The organism is uncultured Paenalcaligenes sp., from assembly GCF_947630565.1.
GTDB lineage: Bacteria > Pseudomonadota > Gammaproteobacteria > Burkholderiales > Burkholderiaceae_B > Paenalcaligenes > Paenalcaligenes faecalis.
Genome location: NZ_CANRIC010000018.1, coordinates 1 through 20,151 on the forward strand (window position 1 = coordinate 1; position 20,151 = coordinate 20,151).

Consider the following 20,151-nt stretch of genomic DNA (forward strand, 5'->3'; position numbering starts at 1 on the left):
CAAAACCGGAGCGAGGCTCTACCGAAAAAATTGGCCGTTATTTAGCGCTTGTTAACTACAACACCAATCCGATTACTTCGGCCATGTTTATTACCGCCACAGCACCTAACCCCTTAATTGTCAGTTTAATTAGTGAGGGGACTAACGGTAGCTTTAATCTAACATGGGGCATGTGGGCGTTAGCAGCACTTGTACCTGGTCTCATCGCGTTAATCGTGATGCCTTTGGTGATCTACTTTATTTACCCCCCTGAAATTAAGAAAACACCTGATGCGCCTAATTTCGCTAAAGCCCAACTGGAACAACTCGGGCCTCTTTCCGTGCCTGAAAAAATCACTCTAGGCGTATTTGGCTTATTACTCATTATGTGGGCAGGGGTGCCCGCCATGCTTTTTGGGGATGCTTTCTTAATTAACCCAACCACAGCTGCCTTTATTGGCCTGTCTATACTTCTTATCACGGGTGTGCTTGAGTGGGATGAAATCCTGAAAAACAAAGGGGCTTGGGATACGGTTGTTTGGTTCTCTGCCTTAGTTATGATGGCAAGCTTCTTAGGCAAACTAGGTCTGGTTTCTTGGTTAGCTGTCTCTGTAGGGGGTGGTATTGATCAACTCGGTGTGAGTTGGATTTTAGGTATGCTGATTCTGGTCTTAGTGTATGTGTACTCGCACTACTTCTTTGCAAGCACAACCGCACACATTACCGCCATGTTCGCTGCTTTTTTTGCAGCAGGTATTGCCTTGGGCGCGCCACCTATGTTGTTAGGCCTAACCCTAGCCTTTTCCTCTTCTCTCATGATGTCATTGACCCACTATGGCACAGGGACGGCCCCTATTATCTTTGGCTCTGGATACACCACCTTGGGCGAATGGTGGAAAACGGGCTTTGTCGTTAGTGTGGTGAACCTAGCTATTTGGTTCTACATTGGTGGCATGTGGTGGAAAGCTCTTGGTTACTGGTAAATTGCCCTTTATTCACTGACTATCCCTACTTTTAGGGATAGCCAGTTCACCCATATACGCATAAGATAAGCCTGTCCTGATGCTGTGCATCCCACGTTTTTTCTGTATATGCTTGGGTATGATTGAATCTACTCTTCCTGCCATTGATCTCGTCCTACCTAGCCCGGTGCTAATTGTTGAGGACGAGCCATTACTTCAGCAGCGACTTCATAATTTACTACTACAACTTGGCTATAAGACCAACGATCTTTGTATTGTTGGCTCTTTAGCCCAAGCTCATTTGCTCTTAAGCAAACAATCCATTGCCTTAGCTTTAGTTGATTTGCAACTACCTGATGGCAATGGCCTTAGTCTCATCGAGCAACTACGCGCGCAAAATCCGTCTTTAGGTATCTTGGTCATTTCCGCTTGGAGCTCAGAGGAAACCATTCTTAGCGCCTTACGAGCCGGCGCGACCGGCTACGTACTTAAAGAAAGGGATGACATTGAGGTCATCATGTCCATACGCAGCGTACTTCGAGGCGGAGCTCCCATTGATCCTTTTATTGCACGGCGTATTTTAGAGCTTTTGCCCGAACTAACTGCCATCCCCATCGATACCAGTGCCGAAGCACTCAGTGATAGAGAGCGTCAAATATTATGTCTAGTCGCTGACGGCCTTACAAATAGGGAGATAGCCGAACAGCTATTTATCTCACGCTATACCGTTGAGAGTCACATCAAACGTATTTATCGCAAACTCGCCGTGTCATCACGAACCATGGCCATACGTAAAGCACGAGAAAACGGGGTGATAAAGTGAAACTTTCTATTGCTTATCAATGGATTGTTTTTGTCTTTTTATGTTGCTTTAGTCACTCTATTTGGGCCACTACCTCCCCCCTATCCTGCTCACCTACAATTACCCATATCGCCGCCGCTAAAGCAGTGGCGAATAGCACAAGCAAACCAACAGCGGGCTGGGAGGCAGTTACTCTACCTGACTTATGGACGAATCGTTGGCCCAAGCATGACGGTGACGTCTGGTATCGCATTGACTGGACTCGAGACTGCCCTGACGCTGGAGCCAAGCAACCAATAGGGGTAGGTATTGATAGTATTAGCTTAGCCGGTGCCATTTATAGCAATGACACCCTACTTTGGCGCGATCATTCGTTAGAAGAGCCTTTATCCTTGAGTTGGAACATGCCAAGATGGTGGCTTTTGCCTGAAACCACTTTATCGGAAAAATCCAATACCCTTTGGGTTCGCACCATAGGCCTAGCAGAGCTCGCACCAGGACTAGGAAAACTACAGATAGACCATATTGATCCTATTGCAAAAAACCATGCTCATAGCCTATGGCATCAGCGCACTGTCTATTACATAAGCTTAGGATTAAATGGTGCATTGGGCGGCATTTTTTTAGTTATCTGGATCTTTGGTCGCTCTGAGCGCGCCTACGGCTGGTACGGCCTCATGTCCCTATGTTGGATGTTGTATTTATCAACTTTGCTTTCTATAGACCCATGGCCTTTTCCTGACGCTCTGACCCATTCGCGATTCAATAATATTTGTTTTATTCTTTATGTGTTTTGCTTCTGCCTTTTTACTTGGCGCTTTGGTGAACAAAAACTGCCCTATATCGAAAAACTCATATGGGTTTTTACCGGCCTGAGTGTATTACTTTCACTTTTTGCGCCTAGAGCCATCCTCAATATCCTATGGCTTTCTTTTGTTCTACTCTTTTTGCTCAATTGCTTACAGTTTCAATTTCATGCATGGCGATCTTCGCAACCTCAATATATGTGGCTCGCTGTTTGTTGGTTATTCTTTTTTATCGTAGGCGTGCACGACCTCTTTGTTATTAGCTTACAAGAAGAAACGCATACGATGTGGGGCGCTATTACCGGCCCAGTAGCAGCCCTGTTCACGGCTTTATTATTAGGTGGACGTCTGGCAAGCAGTATGCGTCACATAGAAACGTTTAATTACGAACTACAGCAACGAATTAGCGCAGCGCGCTTAGAAATCACTGAGCTATTAAGCCGTGAACATAATCAGGCTTTAGCTCATGCCACACTAGAAGAGCGTATGCATATTATTCATGACCTGCATGACAGCATAGGTAGTAGTTTAGTACGTAGTATTGCCTTGGTTGAGCAGGCCTCGCAGCCCCTATCAAATGCACGCATGCTATCGCTACTCAAGGTACTGCGCGATGACTTACGCCAACTGATCGAGCAAGGAGGCGCACAGCAAATAGTTGCGGCTACTCCTACCCAATGGCTAGCGCCTTTACGTCACCGTTTTACGGACCTACTCGACGAAATAGGTATTTCATCTCATTGGGATATTGCCCCAGCGTGGGTTAGTTGGCCTAGTGCGCATCAGTGTTTAGGTCTAACTCGACTCATAGAAGAATCCATCTCGAATGTGATTAAGCATAGTCAAGCCAAACATTTACGTATTTTATTGAAATCCGATCAACAAGGACTAAGTCTTATTGTTGATGATGATGGGATAGGCTTTGACGTAACAATAAAGCACGATTCAGGCGTCGGTATGCGTAGCATGGCAGCTCGTGTAGAACGTATGGGAGGAAGACTTCAAATAAAATCTAGCTCCAGAGGAACAACTATTATTGTTTTTATCGAACTATAAGTCTCGCGTATAAAAAAAACCGCTAAGTATACATGTTGACTTAGCGGTTTTTAAAAAGCACGGTTACTACATCATCCCTAATTGTAATCGAGCTGATTCACTCATCATTTCTCGACTCCAGGGTGGGTCCCACACCAAATTCACATCGACCTTATCTACCCCTTTAATCGTTAAGACTTTAAAGCGGGCTTCTTCGGCAATAATTGGGCCCATGCCACAACCAGGAGCTGTTAATGTCATGTCTAATAGCACTGTGAATTTTTCAGGACTTTCTTGAGTGACGTAGCACTTATAAACCAATCCTAAGTTAACAATATCCACAGGTATTTCAGGGTCAAAGACCTCTGATAATACAATCCAACATGCGTCTTCGATGGTTTTTTCTGACAAAGGCAATTCAGGCATGAAAACTTCTTCTTCTTTGATTTCTTGCCCTATCGCATCTCCGTCTACACCTTCGATTCGATACATATTTCCTTCTACGATCACCGTATAGCTATTACCTAACTTTTGGGTAATGGTCGCGCTACACCCTTTTTCAATCGTAACAGGTGAACCATAAGGAATGGTGACTGCTGGGCAGTCACGTGTAACGATGACGTCTTCGCGCTCAAAATAACTCATAATACAGACTACCTTTATTCGGTTTTAGCGATCTCATCGTTTTGGTGAATCGCATTGTCTAAGGTGTGCCAAGCTAAAGAGGCACATTTCACCCGCGCGGGAAATTCTTTTACACCTGATAGGACCTCTAGTTTACCCAAGTCTTTATCAGGATGTTCCTCGGTTAGCATGGTATGCATATCTTTAAAAAGAGCATCTACCTCAGCTTTTGTCTTGCCCATGCAGGCTTCCGTCATTAACGAGGCAGACGCTTTTGATATCGCACACCCTTGGCCAATAAAAGAAACCTTTTCCACTATGTCGTCTTTTAAACGCACGTAGACACGTAACTGATCACCACACAATGGATTATGTCCATCTGCTTTATGTGTGGCGTCTTCCATGTGATTAAAATTACGGGGTTTGCGATTATGATCAAAGATCACCTCTTGGTAGAGTTCACGCAACCCGCCAAAATCTTCACTCATCAGCGACTCCAAATAATTTTTGCGCTTTTTTCAAGCTTGCAACTAAGGCATCCACATCATCAAAACTGTTATACACAGCAAACGAAGCACGTGCTGTGCCAGGAATACCAAAACGAGTCATTAAAGGCATAGCACAATGGTGTCCTGCTCGGATCGCCACCCCATCCATGTCTAAAATGGTACCTAAATCATGCGGGTGAATATCATCAACTAAAAAGGATAAAACCCCCGCTTTATTCGCGGCTGTACCTACCAAGGTAATGCCTTTCATTGTCCCTAACTGAGCTGTGGCATAACGCAACAAGGCGTCTTCATGAGCGGCAATGGCGTCTAGTCCCACTGTCTGCACATACTTTAACGCCTCTGCTAAGACCACTACCCCAGCAATATTAGGTGTCCCGGCTTCAAAACGCTGCGGCACAGGGGCATAGGTGCTGGACTCAAAACTAACAGTATGAATCATGTCCCCACCACCTTTCCACGGTGGCATGGCATCTAACAGATCGTATTTAGCATAGAGTACACCTGTGCCTGTGGGACCATAAATTTTATGTCCTGAAAACACATAAAAATCACAGTCTAATTCTTGTACATTCACCTCGGTATGCGCAACGGCTTGTGCCCCATCGATTAGGACTTTAGCCCCAACCTGATGTGCCATTTCAATCATCTGTGCGATGGGGTTTACTGTACCAAGGGCATTTGACACATGAACAATACCCACAAATTTGGTTTTATTGCTTAATAGCGTTTGATAAGCGGTTAAATCCAACTCACCATTATCAAGCACAGGCACTACCTTGATAATAGCCCCTGTTTTTTGAGCAACCAATTGCCAAGGTACAATGTTGGAGTGGTGTTCCATCCCCGTTAAAACGATTTCATCACCCGCCGTTAAATTGGCCATCCCCCAGCTATACGCAATCAGATTAATGCTATCTGTGGTACCACTGGTAAAGACAATCTCTTCGATACGCTGCGCGTGTAGAAACTGCTGCGTCACAACTCGGGCTTGATCATACAGATCGGTTGCATGCTGCGATAGCCAATGAACACCACGATGAATATTTGCATTCGAGTGCTCATAAAAATGGCTTTCAGCATGAATTACTGCGGCAGGTTTCTGTGTGGTCGCACCATTATCCAAATAAACAAGGCGCTGCCCGCGTACAGGCTGCGCCAAGATTGGAAAATCGGCGCGCCGATCAAGCTGCATAGCAGGTTTTAGGATCGGCTCTACCATATTAGTTTTGCTCCAACGCGTTTTCATTGCCTGGCAATAAGGATTGAATTCCTTTAGCTGCTCGGGCTCGTAAGCTGTCCGATTTAATGCGCTCTAAGACTTCAGCGGCAAAGGCATAAATCAATAAATCAAAAGCATCCTTACGGTCTAATCCACGGGAGCGTAAGTAAAACAAGCTTTCCTCTTCGATTTGTCCAACGGTAGCACCATGCGCACATTTCACATCGTCCGCATAAATCTCTAATTCTGGACGCGTATCTGCTCGTGCCATTTTAGAGAGTAATAAGCTATCAGAGCGTTGAATCGCATCTGTACCGTCTGCGCCTTTGGCAACGACAATACGACCAGAAAACACACCACGGCCTCGATCAGCCATAATGCCACGGTAATACTCATGGCTAGTACAGTTAGGCTGGTTATGAAGGATTTGTGTAAAGTGATCGACATGGCGACGATCATTCACATAATACAAACCATTCAATAAAGCATGACAGCGCTCGCCATTAAACTGAGCCTGAATACCCGTGCGTGCCAGCTGTGCACCAAACGATAAAGAATGGGACTCGTAATGAGACGCGTGCTCTTGCTCTACATCAATTGCGGCCAAATGCACTGATTTTTCACTTTGGTTTTGCAATTTAAGATGCGTTAAATTGGCGTCCCTGTCTGTCCAAACACGCGTTACCGCATTGGTAAGTCCAACAAAATCGTCACCACTTAAGTAGTGTTCGACTACTGTTGCATGTGCCCCGGCTTCCAAGGCAACAAAATTACGCGTAAAGCTCGCTGACTGAGTTTCGGTATTGATAAACACCAGATGAATGGGTTTATCGACCACCACCGCACGATTTACTCGAACAAATGCCCCATCTTGGGCTAGTGCTAAGTTTAAAGCCTCAGGACTAAATCCTGCTTGAACTTGGCCAAATATATCTTGTAATCGTGAATCGTTGCTAGCTAGCATGGCTGCAACAGATTCGATAGATACACCAGCAGGAACCGCATCAAGATTGGATAAATCCGCATTAAATTGACCATTTACAAAGGCCATCCAATACCCATCTTCGCTATTTTTGCAGCTAGCGAATAGCTCTGCTGCATCATGTGTTGCCGCGAGTTGGTACGTGCTTTTTTCCATACTGGCTAAAGAGGTATGACGCCATGCCTCTAGACGGCTAGTAGGCCATCCCTCGGACGAGAAACGTGCTAAAGCCTGCTGACGCAATTCAGTTAACCAAGCGGCTGCGCCGGCCTGGTGTGCTGCTTGCTCAACAAAGGGATTCACCCATGTGGGTAAGGAGGTCATACCGCGGCTCCTTTGGCTTCGGCGGCAGCCTGCTCTAGTACCCAACCGTAACCACGCTCTTCGAGCTCTTTGGCTAAAGAGGCATCACCGGTGCGGATAATACGACCACCCGACAACACATGCACCACATCCGGCACAATGTAATCGAGTAAACGTTGGTAGTGCGTAATCACAATCATCGAGCGATCAGGTGAACGTAAACGGTTTACTCCCTCGGAGACCACACGTAAAGCATCAATATCTAGGCCGGAATCTGTCTCGTCCAAAATAGCGAGCTTAGGCGCTAACATGCTCATTTGAAGGACTTCATTGCGTTTTTTCTCGCCGCCAGAAAAGCCTTCGTTAACAGAGCGATGCAAGAATTCCTCACGCATACCTACGACTTTCATTTCCTCTTTCACGAGTTTGAGAAAATCGATTGCATCTAATTCCGGTTTACCCTGTTCTCTGCGAATTGCATTTACCGCTGTACGCAAAAAATAAGCATTCGATACACCAGGAATCTCAATAGGGTACTGAAACGCTAAAAACAAGCCTGAGCGAGCACGATCCTCGATCGCCATATCCAATAAGTCCTGACCTAGCCAATCCACTGAACCGGAGTCAATGGTGTAGTCTTCGCGACCCGCTAAGACTTGTGACAAGGTACTTTTGCCGGAGCCATTTGGCCCCATAATAGCGTGAACTTCGCCGGGCTTAACCTCTAGGTTTAAACCACGTAGAATTTGTTTGCCTTCAACAGAGGCGTGTAAATCTTTGATTTTTAACATTTTTCAATAATTCCTTAACCAACACTGCCTTCGAGGCTTACACCAAGTAAGTTTTGCGCTTCAACGGCAAACTCCATGGGCAATTCTTTAATTACATCTTTACAGAAACCATTCACAATCATAGAGACAGCATCTTCAGCTGAAATCCCACGCTGCATGGCATAAAACAACTGGTCCTCACCAATACGAGAAGCGGTGGCCTCGTGTTCTACGCTAGCGGTTGGATTTTGTACCTCTACGGTAGGGAAGGTATGTGCCGAACACTCTTTACCAATCAAGAGTGAATCACACTGTGTATAGTTACGTGCATTTTCAGCCTTAGGACTGATACGTACTAAACCCCGATACGTATTCAGACCACGACCCGCAGAAATCCCTTTAGAGATGATCGTGCTGGTGGTGTTACGCCCCATATGAATCATTTTTGTACCGGTATCTGCCTGCTGACGATGATTACTTAAGGCTACAGAATAAAACTCACCCACAGAGTCATCACCACGCAACACCACACTCGGGTATTTCCATGTAATCGAAGAGCCCGTTTCAACCTGTGTCCAGGAAATGTGAGAACGTGCACCACGACACTCGCCACGCTTAGTCACAAAGTTATAAATACCGCCCTTTCCATCCTTATCACCGGGATACCAGTTCTGTACGGTGGAGTATTTTACTTTTGCATCATCCAATGCCACGATTTCAACGACTGCAGCATGCAGTTGGTTTTCATCACGCATTGGCGCAGTACAGCCCTCTAGGTAGCTAACCGAGGCGCCTTCTTCGGCTACAATTAATGTGCGCTCAAACTGCCCTGTATCCGGTGAGTTAATACGGAAATAAGTCGATAATTCCATCGGGCACTTAACACCCTTAGGGATAAATACAAAAGATCCATCAGAGAATACGGCTGAGTTCAATGCGGCATAAAAGTTATCGCTAGGAGGAACGACTGTGCCTAAGTATTTTTGTATCAGCTCTGGGTACTCTCGAACGGCCTCGGAGAAAGAACAGAAAATAACCCCGACCTCGTGCAATTGCTTACGAAACGTAGTAGCGACAGACACCGAGTCAAAAACCGCATCTACGGCCACCCCAGCTAAACGAGCGCGTTCATGCAAAGGCACGCCCAGCTTTTCATAGGTACGTAACAGTTCAGGATCAACTTCGTCTAAACTCTTTGGCCCGTCTGTTTTGCTTTTAGGTGCGGAGTAATAGCTGATATCTTGAAAATCAATGGGCTCATACTCAACAACAGACCAAGTGGGATCTTTCATCTCTAACCACTGGCGATAAGCAGCTAAACGCCACTCAAGCATAAATTCAGGTTCTTGTTTAATTGCCGAAATACGTTTAATCGTTTCCTCACTTAGTCCTTTAGGGATAGTGATTGATTCAATATCGGTAATAAACCCCGCCTCGTAATCACGATCTAAGAACGTGTCGAGGTGTTCATTAACAGTACTCATTAAGATAACTCCGCTGTGGAAGTGCTGGCCTGACGTCGCGATTTAGTCATAAATCCGTCGGATTGTTTTAAAGGATATTCATTATTTGGGCGAATCATATCAGCAACGCTGACATCTTCGAGGGTTCGGCGTACAATATCATTGATACGTTGCCAATTGCTGCGTATATGGCAATCTTGCTCGACAGAACAGGTTCCGGGTTGTGCTACACATTCGGTTAAACCAAAAGGCTGATCATCTAGTGCATCAATAATTTGAGCCACACTAATTTGCTCAGCTGGCCGAGCCAATGCATACCCCCCCCGAGCCCCTCGAGTGCTAGTCACCAATTCATCTTGGCAAAGCATTTTTAAGACTTTGCTTACGGTGGGTTGGCCTAGGCCTAAAACTGTTGCCAGCTCGGAGGCGCTAAACACACGATCAGGATCACTCCCCATGTGTGTCAGCACCAAGGTGCCATAATCGATAATCTTGCTAATTCGCAGCATATACGTCTCAGGTTATTCTCACTATAGCCATATAGTACCGCTTTGGTACTATATACGTCAAATCTAATGCTGCATTCTGTTACTGCATCAATCGGGCGCTCGCCCCTACAATATATTTTTATTTAATTTACTCTTCACGGCGAGCTTATGGCTGACCATTCCGCATCTTACAAAACACTGCTTCAACAATGCGCCCAAGGCAAAGCGACTGCATTGCACCAGATTTACGACCGCGAAGCCCCTCGTATGCTGGCTTTGGGCACAAGTCTGCTGCACCGCCCTGCTGACGCAGAAGAGCTAGTCCGAGAAAGCATAGGACTAATTTGGCGCAATGCTGATGCCTATGACCCAACCTTGGGTTCAGCACGTGCTTGGATTTACAGTATCTTACGTTTTAGGGCACAGCAACGCCTTAAACAAAGCCCCACTCTTAGCCCTTTCATTAAAGTAAAGCCGTATTTACTCATCCCCTCTGATGCCCCAGCTGATTTACAGCAGTTTTCGCACCTAGATGAACGCGCTAGAAAAATGATAGGTCTGGCCTACCTGCATGCATATAGCTATGCAGAAATAGCCAAAGAATGCCATAGCAGCATAGATCTCACTCAAAAACACATTCATCAAGCCTTGATTTCATTAACGCGGCTATTTAGCGGATGGAAAAATCACTCAGATGATGAGCTTTGTGTGCTTGGTGTGTATTGCCTAGGCTTATTACGCGATAACCAAAGCATCGCACCGGCTCATGCATTACTTAGCCAAAACAGCACCGCCGCACAAGATTTGCTGCTGTGGGAGAAAATCTTTAGCGCCCTTGTGTACAGTCTGCCCGAGCAGACGCCTCCGGCTCAGTTAATTCAACGTATCTATCAAGACCTAGATCTGCCTTTTGTATCCGTACCCACGGCAACACCCATTAGTCCTGCTACCGCTACTCCCGCTGCCCCTTCACGCTTTGACACTCCCGTCACAATTCAAAGCACAAGCAAAACCTCAGCAGAACCAGTAGCTCAGACCACAGCAAAAACCATCCCCGCAGCCGCCTCTGTAAGCCCTATTCAAAAGCCCGTCAAAATAGAGCCCACTTTTAGTGTTACACCACAAGCTGAAACAAAGTCAGAGCCACGTAACCCAACAGTAACTGACCCACTCGAATCCAGTACATTTACGGCAACAAAAGAAAAAGACGCAACCACGGCAGCATCTCGCTCACAACCTAAACATACAATTGGCAACTCCGCCCTAGACTCGCTAGCGGCAAAATGGAAAAAAAGCTATTGGATTGGGTTGGCTATCGCTATCGCCTTAATTGCAGCATTGATTTGGGCGTTTATGCCCAAAGCACCGACTATACAAATGGTCCAAATGAGCCCCAGAGCTGGGGCCATATTGCAAGCCCCAGGTCAAAGCTCAACTCCAGGCTGGATTGTCAGTATTGACCCTGAGGGGCATGTGTTATTTACCCCTCAAGTTCGTACTGAAATTCGCCCTGATCAAGCAGTACAACTTTGGACTCAAAGCCCTACCAGCACCAGCATGCGATCTTTAGGGCTTATCAATCCTAATCAGCCAGTGACAGTTCCTGTTGAAATCATGGGCGAGACACAAAATGGCCAAATTTTTGAAATGACCTTAGAACCCAAACAAGGCTCAAAGGAACCTACTGGTTCCGTGTTATTTATTGGCCGTGTTGTGAATTTTGGTGAATTTCAACAGGCACTTGAACAATCAAGTATTTAACCCAAACAAATACCGCCTACTATTGCGCCTGCTGCTGTAAATAATCCAGTTCCTCTGGAAAAAAGCCAGCAGCTTGGCGTGCAGGAAAGTTAAAAGGCCCTTTTAGGCGAGGTGCTCGATAATGCGTTGCTAGGTCAGGATAAATAGAAATAGCATCAACTTGCTTTTGCTCACAAACCCAGCGATACCATTTATTACCTAATGCAACATGCCCCACCTCATCACGCAAAATAATATCTAAAATAGCAGCTCCGGCCTCATCGCCTGCTTGTGCTAATTTCCCTCTTACCACAGGACAGGCATCTAGGCCTCTGGCTTCTAGAGTGCGCGGTACTAATGCCAAACGTGCGATCAGGTCATCTTTAGTGCGTTCTGCCATATCCCACAATCCATCATGGGCAGGAAAATCCCCGTAGGTATAGCCAATGCTCTGCAAATGCTGATTTAACAGCTCAAAATGCAATACTTCCTCGTAAGCCACACACAACCATTCACCATAAAACATATCTGGCATATGGGGATAACGCCAAATAATATCTAACGCTAAATTAATTGCATTAAATTCAATATGAGCCAAGGCATGTAAAAGCGTGGCACGACCCTCAATGGATTGCAAGGAGCGCTGCTTTACCTGCTGAGGAGGAACAATCACTGGTTTTTGTGGTCTACCCGGTATTTGTGCTGGCTCGTGCAAGGTGAGTGTTGCACCAACGGGATAAGGCCCCTCTTGTAGGAGCTGCTTAATGTAGCTCGCTTTTTCAATGGGATCACAAAGTAATAAAACATGCAAAGCATGCTCTCGTAAAAACGTATAATTCATAGCAAAAAGTCCGGACTATGCCGGACTCATAAAAACAGTATGACTTAGCTCGCTAAGGCTTTATCCAAAGCGGCCTTAACAGACAGTAATCCTGACCTAATAGACTGTAGCTCAGTAGCGGATAAACGAACTGCGGCTTGGGCATCCGATTGAATAATTCCACCCCCGCCCAATCGGTTACGTGCGCCACTGATCGTAAAACCCTCATCATAAAGCAAATGACGTATACGACGAATTAACTGCACCTCGTGGTGTTGATAATAGCGGCGATTACCACGTCGTTTCATTGGACTTAGCTCAGAGAACTCTTGTTCCCAGTAACGCAGTACATGGGGCTTTACATCACATAGTTCACTGACCTCACCAATTGTAAAATAACGCTTTGCTGGTATAGGAGGCAAAACCGAATTTTCAGTAGCATTCATATCTTTTTATCCTTCGTTGCTTAGGTTAAGCAATTTTATAGCGGTGAATTGCCTGGAATTAGTCTACGTCTGTATTTTCAACGGCTGTTTTCAGCTTTTGACTGGCATGAAATGTCACCACTCGTCGCGCAGAAATAGGGATGGACTCGCCTGTTTTTGGGTTTCGTCCAGGTCTAGATGGCTTATCACGCACCTGGAAATTACCAAAGCCAGACAGCTTAACCTCTTCGCCTTTTTCTAGTGCAGCACTAATTTCAGCAAAAAAAGCATCCACGATTTCTTTAGCTTCGCGTTTATTAAGGCCGACCTGATCAAAAATCAACTCGGTCAATTCGGCCTTAGTCAACGTACGATCAACTTTCATCATAGTATATTAGGCTCGTTGACGAATTTGATGGGTTTGAATCAAAGCATCCAACATTTTTTGCATGCTCTGCTCTACTTTAGCATCATCCAGAGTGGCGTCTGTGTCTTGTAACCAAAAACGCATGGCCAAGCTTTGCTCTGTTGCCATCGCATCCGCTTTCCAGACATCAAACAAACGGAAATTCTTCACAATACTCAATTCAGGTGTGGCATGAATTGTACTGTGCAATGTATCCATAATTTGCTGATAGCTGACCGTCGTATCCACCCAAAAGGCCAAATCACGCTGCACAACAGGTTGGCGTGATTGACGTTGCACCGTGGGCATAGGCGACTCAGAGAGTAACTCTGCATCTAACTCAAACAACACGGGTGCCGTATTAATATCTAGCTGCTGCAACCATTGTGGATGGAGTTCCCCTACCCAACCTGCATGTTTACCATGCAATTCAATTCGTGCGCTACGCCCAGGGTGTAACGCAGGATGGGAATCCACAACAAAACGTAAATCAGAGGCACGTGTGGTAAATAGATTCTCGATGTCTGCTTTGACATCAAAAAAGTCTACTGCTCGTGTCTTTTCACCCCACTGCTCCGGATAGGCAGGCCCCCACGCGGCTCCCGCTAAGCGCACGGGCTGATGAATGCCTGCGACGGTTAGATCACCATCCGTCACAGAAGGATCGCGCATAAAGACTTTACCTAGCTCAAACACTCGAACTCGAGTCTGACGATGGCGAGCATTATGCTCAATATTAGCCAATAACCCCCCTAATAACGAGGATCGCATAACAGCTAGTTGACTAGCAATAGGATTGAGCAAACGAATGGGATCTGTGTTACCCGCATAATTCGTTTCCCAATCTTCTTCGACAAAGGAAAAATTAATGACCTCTTGATAGTCCAACGCGGCGACTTGAGCACGCAACGCATGCGGACCTTTAAGCTCTTCAGGCTGCAGCAACATCTCTGCAGGGGCTTTAGGAGCCAAGTCCGGAATACGCTCAAACCCATAAATACGAGCCACCTCTTCGATAAGGTCTTCCTCTATGCGCAGATCAAATCGATAAGAAGGAGCCGTTACCGTAAACACACCATCCGCTAACTGATACTCAAAGCCCAGGCGCGAAAAAGTCTGCTCAACCTCTTCGGCGGATACAGGAATACCTAATACACGATTACAACGATCCAGACGCATTTGCACCTGAACAGGCTGAGGCAAGTTGACTTGCTGGTCATCAATTGGACCAGCCTTACCACCACAAATTTCCAGCACTAATTGGGTCATGCGCTCTAGGTGTTCTATGACATGATCATAGTCAACACCTCGTTCGAATCGGTGACTGGCTTCGGAGTGAAACTTGAACTGACGAGCTCGGCCCATAATGGCCTCAGGCCACCAAAAGGCAGACTCAATATAAATATCGGTGGTAGTTTCGGGATCAACCGCGCTGTCCTCACCACCCATAATACCGGCCAAGCTTTGCGCCACACCTGCCGAGGCAATCACCCCAACATGAGGGTTGAGCTCAACCTCTTTTCCACTAAGAAGCTCAAGCTTTTCTCCATCTTTGGCCCAACGAACCTCTAAACCATTCTTGATTTTTGCTAAATCAAAGACGTGAGTAGGACGACCTAGCTCAAGCATAACGTAGTTAGAAATATCAACCAAAGCAGATAAAGAACGCTGCCCTGCACGTTCTAGGCGCTTTACCATCCAAGCCGGTGTTTTTGCCGCAGCATTAATACCACGTACAACCCGACCCGCAAAGCGCCCACATAAATCAGGGGCTTGAACATCAACGGTTAAACGATCATCAATAGCGACATCAACAGGCTCAAAAGACGGTAAGGTCATGGCATCGCCCGTTAATGCTGAGACCTCTCGGGCCACACCTAACATAGACAAACAATCAGCCCGATTCGGTGTCATTTTGATTTCAATGATTTGGTCATCTAAGTCCAAATAATGACGAATATCTGTGCCCACTGGCGCATCGGACGGCAACTCTAGCAAGCCATCGGTATCATCGGTAATGCCTAACTCCTTTGCAGAACACAACATACCAAAGGACTCAACACCACGCATTTTAGCCTTGCTGATTTTAAAATCACCCGGAAGTACGGCTCCCAACTGAGCTAATGGCGCTTTTAGGCCTTGGCGCGCATTAGGCGCACCACACACGATCTGCACAGTCTCCGTTCCCGTGTTGACTTGACAGACCCGTAAACGATCCGCATCTGGATGGGGTTCAATCGCAGTAATTTCTGCAACGACGACACCACTGAAAGCAGGAGCAGCAGGAACGGATTCTTCGACTTCTAGCCCAGCCATAGTTAAGCGGTGGCATAAGGTGTCAGAATCAAGCGATGGATTAACTAGCGTGCGTAACCAAGATTCAGAAACAAACATATGTAATTGCCCGAGCTAAAATTAAGAATTGAACTGCTTCAAAAAGCGCAAATCGCCTTCGAAGAACTGGCGCAAATCGTTAACGCCGTAACGTAACATGGTCAAACGTTCTAGGCCTGAACCAAACGCAAAACCCATGTATTTTTCTGGATCAAGACCAAAATTACGTACCACATCAGGGTGCACCTGACCAGAGCCTGAAATCTCTAACCATTTGCCCTTATTCGGACCTGAGCTAAACATCATATCGATCTCAGCTGAAGGCTCAGTAAACGGAAAGAAAGAAGGACGGAAACGCACTACTAAATCATCGGTTTCAAAGAACGCACGTAAAAAGTTGGTGTACACCCCTTTTAAATCAGCGAAAGAAATATCCTCTGCAATCCAGAGGCCTTCGACCTGATGGAACATCGGGGAATGCGTTGCATCGCTATCAACCCGATAGGTACGCCCTGGAGCAATCACTTTAATTGGGGGGTTATGCATGCGCGCATAACGCACCTGCATAGGACTGGTATGAGTACGCAACAAAAATGGCAAGCCATCCTCGTCTTGCATGTCTACATAAAATGTGTCCTGCATAGAGCGAGCAGGATGATTTTCTGGATTATTTAATGCGGTAAAGTTAGTCCAGTCATTTTCGATCTCGGGACCATCTGCTACCTCAAATCCAATAGAGCGGAAAATAGCCTCAACCCGTTGCCATGTACGAATCACCGGGTGAATTCCACCCACGGTACGACCTCGCCCTGGCAAGGTGACATCAATGGCCTCTGACGCTAAGCGCTGGTTAAGCTCAGCTTGTGCTAACGCATCACGACGATCATTAAGCAACGTTTCAATTTGACGCTTGATTTGGTTGATAGCCGCACCCTGAGTTCGTTTTTCCTCGGGCGGCAACGTGGCCAAACCTTTCATCAAAGCAGTGATTTCGCCCTGTTTACCTAAAAAAGTCGCTTTGGCGTTTTCCAAAGCTGCTGCATCAATCGCTTGAGCAAAAAGCGACTGCGCGCGTTGAATCATATCGTCGGCAGGTAGTGTCATAGTCAAAGTCTATTTCCAAAAACAAACGGGCCCTAAAAGAGCCCGTTTGTACATATACAGAATCGAATCGTACGATTAAGCAGCTAGAGCCGTTTTAGCCTGAGCTACAACAGCAGCAAAACCTGCTTTATCATTTACAGCCATATCGGCTAGTACTTTACGATCTAGTTCGATGTTAGCCTTGTTCAGACCAGCGATAAACTGGCTGTATGTCAAGTCTAGTTCGCGACATGCGGCATTGATACGAGTGATCCACAATGCGCGGAATACACGTTTACGATTACGACGGTCGCGATAAGCGTACTGACCGGCTTTCATTACCGCCTGTTTTGCAACACGGTATACCGTACTGCGGCGACCACGGAAGCCTTTGGCTTCGGCTAGAACTTTTTTGTGACGAGCACGGGCGTTAACCCCACGTTTTACGCGTGACATGTATTAAACTCCAATCAAGCAAAAGGAAGCATCTGTTTGATAGATGCTACGTCAGAAGCGTGGACCTCAGTGGTACCGCGTAATTGACGTTTGTTTTTAGTGGTTTTCTTGGTCAAGATGTGACGTTTGAACGCCTGACCACGCTTGATGGAACCACTGCCACGTACTTTAAAGCGTTTGGCTGCGCCACGCTTTGATTTCATCTTAGGCATAAGAACACTCTGATAAAGTTGTGACCTATAGGTGGTGGCTAAAACCAAAGCCGCACTTGTTAACCGTCTAGGCACTTATTGTTTTTTTATTAAGCCATAAGCCAATAAAAGAAAAATTATAATAGGAAACAAAAAAAATGTCTATTAAATTAAGGTTTTAGCGCACTCTGTTCACGATACTGCATTGCTAGTGCCACATGCTCCGGTAAAATCAGTGCCATTTCCTGCTGATCAGCAATAGTACGCGCTAATTTACGCATGCGTTGAATAGTACGTATTGACCATGCCCAACGTTGCATTGCATTCTCTAGTAACGCATGAGACTGATCTTGTAGAGCAGCATGCTCCTCTAGGGCCTTGCCCTGCAAGGCAGCATTCAAACAACCTTGTCGCTCGTACTGTCGTTGCCTGCATCGTTGAACACGGGCTTTTATCGACTCGGAGCTCTCTGATTGCCCCTCTTTTTGTCTTAAATCACTTTCAAAGTGTAGAGACAAATGCAAGTCAATGCGATCCAACAAAGGGCCTGATATTTTTGTTTTATAACGCAATATACGCTCAGGCGTACACTCGCAACTAATTTGCTTATGTCCATAATAACCACATGGACAAGGATTCATTGCCGCAATTAACTGAAATTTTGCTGGAAATGTCCCCCGTTGATTAGCCCGCGCCAACACAACCTCTCCGGTTTCCAACGGTTCGCGCAATGACTCTAAAACACGTCGATCAAACTCAGGGAACTCGTCCATGAACAACACCCCATGATGCGCTAAACTGACCTCGCCAGGGTGGAGTCGGCGCCCCCCTCCTATCATGGCAGCTACCGTACAAGAATGATGTGGCGATCTAAAAGGCGCTTGCTCTTTGATAGCAAGCACGGTGCCTGATTGACTTGTATCCAGCTGATGAATTACAGCCACCTCAAGTTGCTGTTGTGGCTCAAGGGACGGAAGTATGGTAGGCAGGCGTTGGGCCAACATGCTTTTTCCTACCCCTGGTGGGCCTGACATCAATATACTGTGGCCACCGCAAGCAGCAAGCTCAAGAGCCAAGCGGGCTTGCTGCTGCCCATGCACCTCTGACATACATAGCATCGCCTCAGTTGATGGCCTAATGGGGCTGGGGAGCGCTGCATTTAACTGTTCGCGCTCGCATAAAAAATCCACGGCTTGTGCTAGTGTTTGTATAGGGATAACAGTAAGGTCAGGCACATGAGCCGCCAAGCTCGCAGAGGCTTTCGGCAAAACAAGCTGGGCTCCTGGCATCTGCTGACGAACCCCCAAAGCAATAGCCAAAGAGCCAGCAATAGACACGACTGCCCCTGTTAGTGATAATTCACCAGCAAACACATATGAGCCCAATGCTGGTACAGCCTGCTGCCCTGCCTTATCTGTCACCAGTTGCGCCGAAGCAGCCAACACACCTAAAGCAATGGGCAAGTCAAAACGCCCTGAATCTTTAGGTAGATCAGCAGGCGCTAAATTCACCGTAATTCGCGCCGCAGGAAACTGAAAACCGCTACTTAGTATTGCTGAGCGCACCCGCTCACGGCTTTCCCTCACGCCAGTATCGGGCATACCCACTACACTAAAGGCAGGCAAGCCCTTTCCTACGTGAACCTCCACACGCACCGACGTCATTTTAAAACCAACTAAGGCACAGCTGGTTAATACAGCTAGACTCATCTCAACCCCCACAAACTAAATAATCTCTAGTATGTGTGAAGTCCCGTCTGCTGTACGCCTAACTACGACATATATCTCTTAGGTACAAGCACGTAGCATAGGCAATCGTTTATCACCAAGTTTAGTTCTGGCTATCAGATTTACCCGTCTGAGACTCTAGTTCTTGAACCCGTTGTTCTAGGGCTGCGATACGCGCCAAAGCACGTTCTAGTAGCGCCATTTGTGTATCGAACTCATCACGCGTCAAAAGATCCATACGAGTAAAAGCCTGCCCCATGAAGGCTTTCATGTTTTTCTCTAGATCCGCAGCAGGGCTATTAGCGATCAAGTCAGAAACATTTTGCTGTAATTGGCTAAAAAAATCATTGGGTTTATTCATTGTTTTTTCCTTATTAGTAATAAGATACAGTGTAATCAAAAAAGACCGCATTTGCGGTCTTTTTCTCTACGATTGTTAATCCGCTATTACGGCTTAGCTTGTTCTACAGCCGGTAGATCCTCATTGCGTGGGGACTGTACGCCATTACCAAGCTTATCTTGAATCGCATGATCAGCAGTGGCGGCAGCATCTTTAATCGCATTGCCTGTTGCTGTGGCGGCATTAGATACGGCTTCCTTGGTCTTTTCAGCAGCCTCAGCAGCATTTGCTTTTAATCGCTCCGCCTCTGATTTAACTCTAGCCTCATTACTTTCAGCTTTTGCTTCAGCAGCGTCTTTACCCGTTTTCAGATCAGACTCAATTTCTTTTTCTTTAGCGATTACATCTTGTTTAACGGATTCAACCTTGGCCTCATTTGCTTTTTGCTGCAAGGATTTGTCTTCTGTTGCAGTAGGAGTGGCAGCAGGGGCGACAGGAGCAGTCTCGGTCACAACAGGAGAACTAGGTTGAACAGGTGCAGCTACCTCTTTATTATCATCAGAGCAAGCGGTAAGCAGTGCTACAGAAGATACAGCTAAAACAGCTAGTGTTGTACGAGTCATTTTCATATCAATCCCTTTATTTTATATAATATTGACGGGCTGTGATTCTTAGCCCTGTTAC

Annotated in this window: 21 protein-coding genes; 4 read left to right on the plus strand and 17 right to left on the minus strand. The window is 46.2% G+C overall.

Annotated features, from left to right (window positions below):
* The 3 genes from Q0Z62_RS05200 to Q0Z62_RS05210 form a co-directional block, all read left to right on the plus strand.
* Positions 1–962, plus strand: a 962-nt coding sequence (locus Q0Z62_RS05200; protein WP_298051719.1) for a DASS family sodium-coupled anion symporter, incomplete at its 5' end; no start/stop codon positions are given.
* 118 nt (positions 963–1,080) lie between these two features.
* Positions 1,081–1,764, plus strand: a complete 684-nt coding sequence (locus tag Q0Z62_RS05205; RefSeq protein WP_269899862.1) for a response regulator transcription factor — start codon at positions 1,081–1,083, stop codon at positions 1,762–1,764.
* Complete coding sequence (locus tag Q0Z62_RS05210; RefSeq protein WP_298051725.1) at positions 1,761–3,605, plus strand: 7TM diverse intracellular signaling domain-containing protein; 1,845 nt, start codon at positions 1,761–1,763, stop codon at positions 3,603–3,605. Before Q0Z62_RS05205 ends, Q0Z62_RS05210 begins: the two co-directional genes overlap by 4 nt.
* A 66-nt stretch (positions 3,606–3,671) precedes the next feature.
* Here Q0Z62_RS05210 and sufT read toward each other — a convergent pair whose 3' ends face one another.
* The 7 genes from sufT to Q0Z62_RS05245 are packed head-to-tail and all read right to left on the minus strand — an operon-like array spanning position 3,672 to position 9,966.
* The gene (gene sufT, locus Q0Z62_RS05215; protein WP_298051727.1) at positions 3,672–4,229 is read right to left on the minus strand and encodes a putative Fe-S cluster assembly protein SufT; all 558 of its coding nucleotides are present in this window, start codon (positions 4,227–4,229) and stop codon (positions 3,672–3,674) included.
* A gap of 14 nt (positions 4,230–4,243) precedes the next feature.
* Positions 4,244–4,696 carry a Fe-S cluster assembly sulfur transfer protein SufU gene (gene sufU, locus Q0Z62_RS05220; RefSeq protein ID WP_269899865.1) on the minus strand — a complete coding sequence of 151 codons (453 nt, stop codon included), beginning with the start codon at positions 4,694–4,696 and terminating at the stop codon, positions 4,244–4,246.
* Positions 4,689–5,939 (minus strand): cysteine desulfurase, encoded by a 1,251-nt coding sequence (locus tag Q0Z62_RS05225; protein WP_298051731.1) that lies wholly within the window; start codon positions 5,937–5,939, stop codon positions 4,689–4,691. The genes sufU and Q0Z62_RS05225 overlap by 8 nt, the downstream gene beginning before the upstream one ends.
* A 1-nt stretch (position 5,940) precedes the next feature.
* Entirely contained in the window at positions 5,941–7,245 is a 1,305-nt protein-coding gene (gene sufD, locus Q0Z62_RS05230; RefSeq protein ID WP_298051734.1) for a Fe-S cluster assembly protein SufD, read from the minus strand.
* A complete protein-coding gene (sufC, locus tag Q0Z62_RS05235; RefSeq protein WP_298051737.1) occupies positions 7,242–8,015 on the minus strand; it encodes a Fe-S cluster assembly ATPase SufC in 774 nt (257 codons plus the stop codon). Before sufC ends, sufD begins: the two co-directional genes overlap by 4 nt.
* A gap of 14 nt (positions 8,016–8,029) precedes the next feature.
* The gene (gene sufB, locus Q0Z62_RS05240; protein ID WP_269899869.1) at positions 8,030–9,478 is read right to left on the minus strand and encodes a Fe-S cluster assembly protein SufB; all 1,449 of its coding nucleotides are present in this window, start codon (positions 9,476–9,478) and stop codon (positions 8,030–8,032) included.
* Positions 9,478–9,966 carry an SUF system Fe-S cluster assembly regulator gene (locus Q0Z62_RS05245; protein WP_269899870.1) on the minus strand — a complete coding sequence of 163 codons (489 nt, stop codon included), beginning with the start codon at positions 9,964–9,966 and terminating at the stop codon, positions 9,478–9,480. The genes sufB and Q0Z62_RS05245 overlap by 1 nt, the downstream gene beginning before the upstream one ends.
* Before the next feature lie 147 nt (positions 9,967–10,113).
* Here Q0Z62_RS05245 and Q0Z62_RS05250 point away from each other — a divergent pair, with 147 nt between their 5' ends.
* A complete protein-coding gene (locus tag Q0Z62_RS05250) occupies positions 10,114–11,706 on the plus strand; it encodes an anti-sigma factor (RefSeq protein WP_298051741.1) in 1,593 nt (530 codons plus the stop codon).
* Positions 11,707–11,725: 19 nt separating this feature from the next.
* Here Q0Z62_RS05250 and Q0Z62_RS05255 read toward each other — a convergent pair whose 3' ends face one another.
* The 10 genes from Q0Z62_RS05255 to Q0Z62_RS05300 all read right to left on the minus strand — a co-directional run bounded on the left by Q0Z62_RS05255 (position 11,726) and on the right by Q0Z62_RS05300 (position 20,096).
* Positions 11,726–12,526, minus strand: coding sequence for a ferritin-like domain-containing protein (locus Q0Z62_RS05255; RefSeq protein ID WP_298051744.1), 801 nt, complete (start codon positions 12,524–12,526; stop codon positions 11,726–11,728).
* A gap of 44 nt (positions 12,527–12,570) precedes the next feature.
* Positions 12,571–12,951 carry a MerR family transcriptional regulator gene (locus Q0Z62_RS05260; protein WP_269899873.1) on the minus strand — a complete coding sequence of 127 codons (381 nt, stop codon included), beginning with the start codon at positions 12,949–12,951 and terminating at the stop codon, positions 12,571–12,573.
* Between the two features lie 58 nt (positions 12,952–13,009).
* Entirely contained in the window at positions 13,010–13,318 is a 309-nt protein-coding gene (locus Q0Z62_RS05265; protein ID WP_269899874.1) for an integration host factor subunit alpha, read from the minus strand.
* Positions 13,319–13,324: 6 nt separating this feature from the next.
* Positions 13,325–15,730, minus strand: a complete 2,406-nt coding sequence (gene pheT, locus Q0Z62_RS05270) for a phenylalanine--tRNA ligase subunit beta (protein WP_298051749.1) — start codon at positions 15,728–15,730, stop codon at positions 13,325–13,327.
* 21 nt (positions 15,731–15,751) lie between these two features.
* Positions 15,752–16,774, minus strand: coding sequence for a phenylalanine--tRNA ligase subunit alpha (gene pheS / locus Q0Z62_RS05275; RefSeq protein WP_298051752.1), 1,023 nt, complete (start codon positions 16,772–16,774; stop codon positions 15,752–15,754).
* A gap of 75 nt (positions 16,775–16,849) precedes the next feature.
* The gene (gene rplT / locus Q0Z62_RS05280) at positions 16,850–17,209 is read right to left on the minus strand and encodes a 50S ribosomal protein L20 (RefSeq protein WP_077733020.1); all 360 of its coding nucleotides are present in this window, start codon (positions 17,207–17,209) and stop codon (positions 16,850–16,852) included.
* A gap of 14 nt (positions 17,210–17,223) precedes the next feature.
* Positions 17,224–17,421 (minus strand): 50S ribosomal protein L35, encoded by a 198-nt coding sequence (gene rpmI, locus Q0Z62_RS05285; RefSeq protein ID WP_298051760.1) that lies wholly within the window; start codon positions 17,419–17,421, stop codon positions 17,224–17,226.
* Positions 17,422–17,570: 149 nt separating this feature from the next.
* Positions 17,571–19,109, minus strand: a complete 1,539-nt coding sequence (locus tag Q0Z62_RS05290; RefSeq protein ID WP_298051763.1) for a YifB family Mg chelatase-like AAA ATPase — start codon at positions 19,107–19,109, stop codon at positions 17,571–17,573.
* 121 nt (positions 19,110–19,230) lie between these two features.
* Complete coding sequence (locus Q0Z62_RS05295) at positions 19,231–19,488, minus strand: accessory factor UbiK family protein (protein ID WP_298051766.1); 258 nt, start codon at positions 19,486–19,488, stop codon at positions 19,231–19,233.
* Positions 19,489–19,574: 86 nt separating this feature from the next.
* Positions 19,575–20,096, minus strand: a complete 522-nt coding sequence (locus Q0Z62_RS05300; RefSeq protein WP_298051769.1) for a hypothetical protein — start codon at positions 20,094–20,096, stop codon at positions 19,575–19,577.
* Positions 20,097–20,151 lie beyond the last annotated feature (55 nt).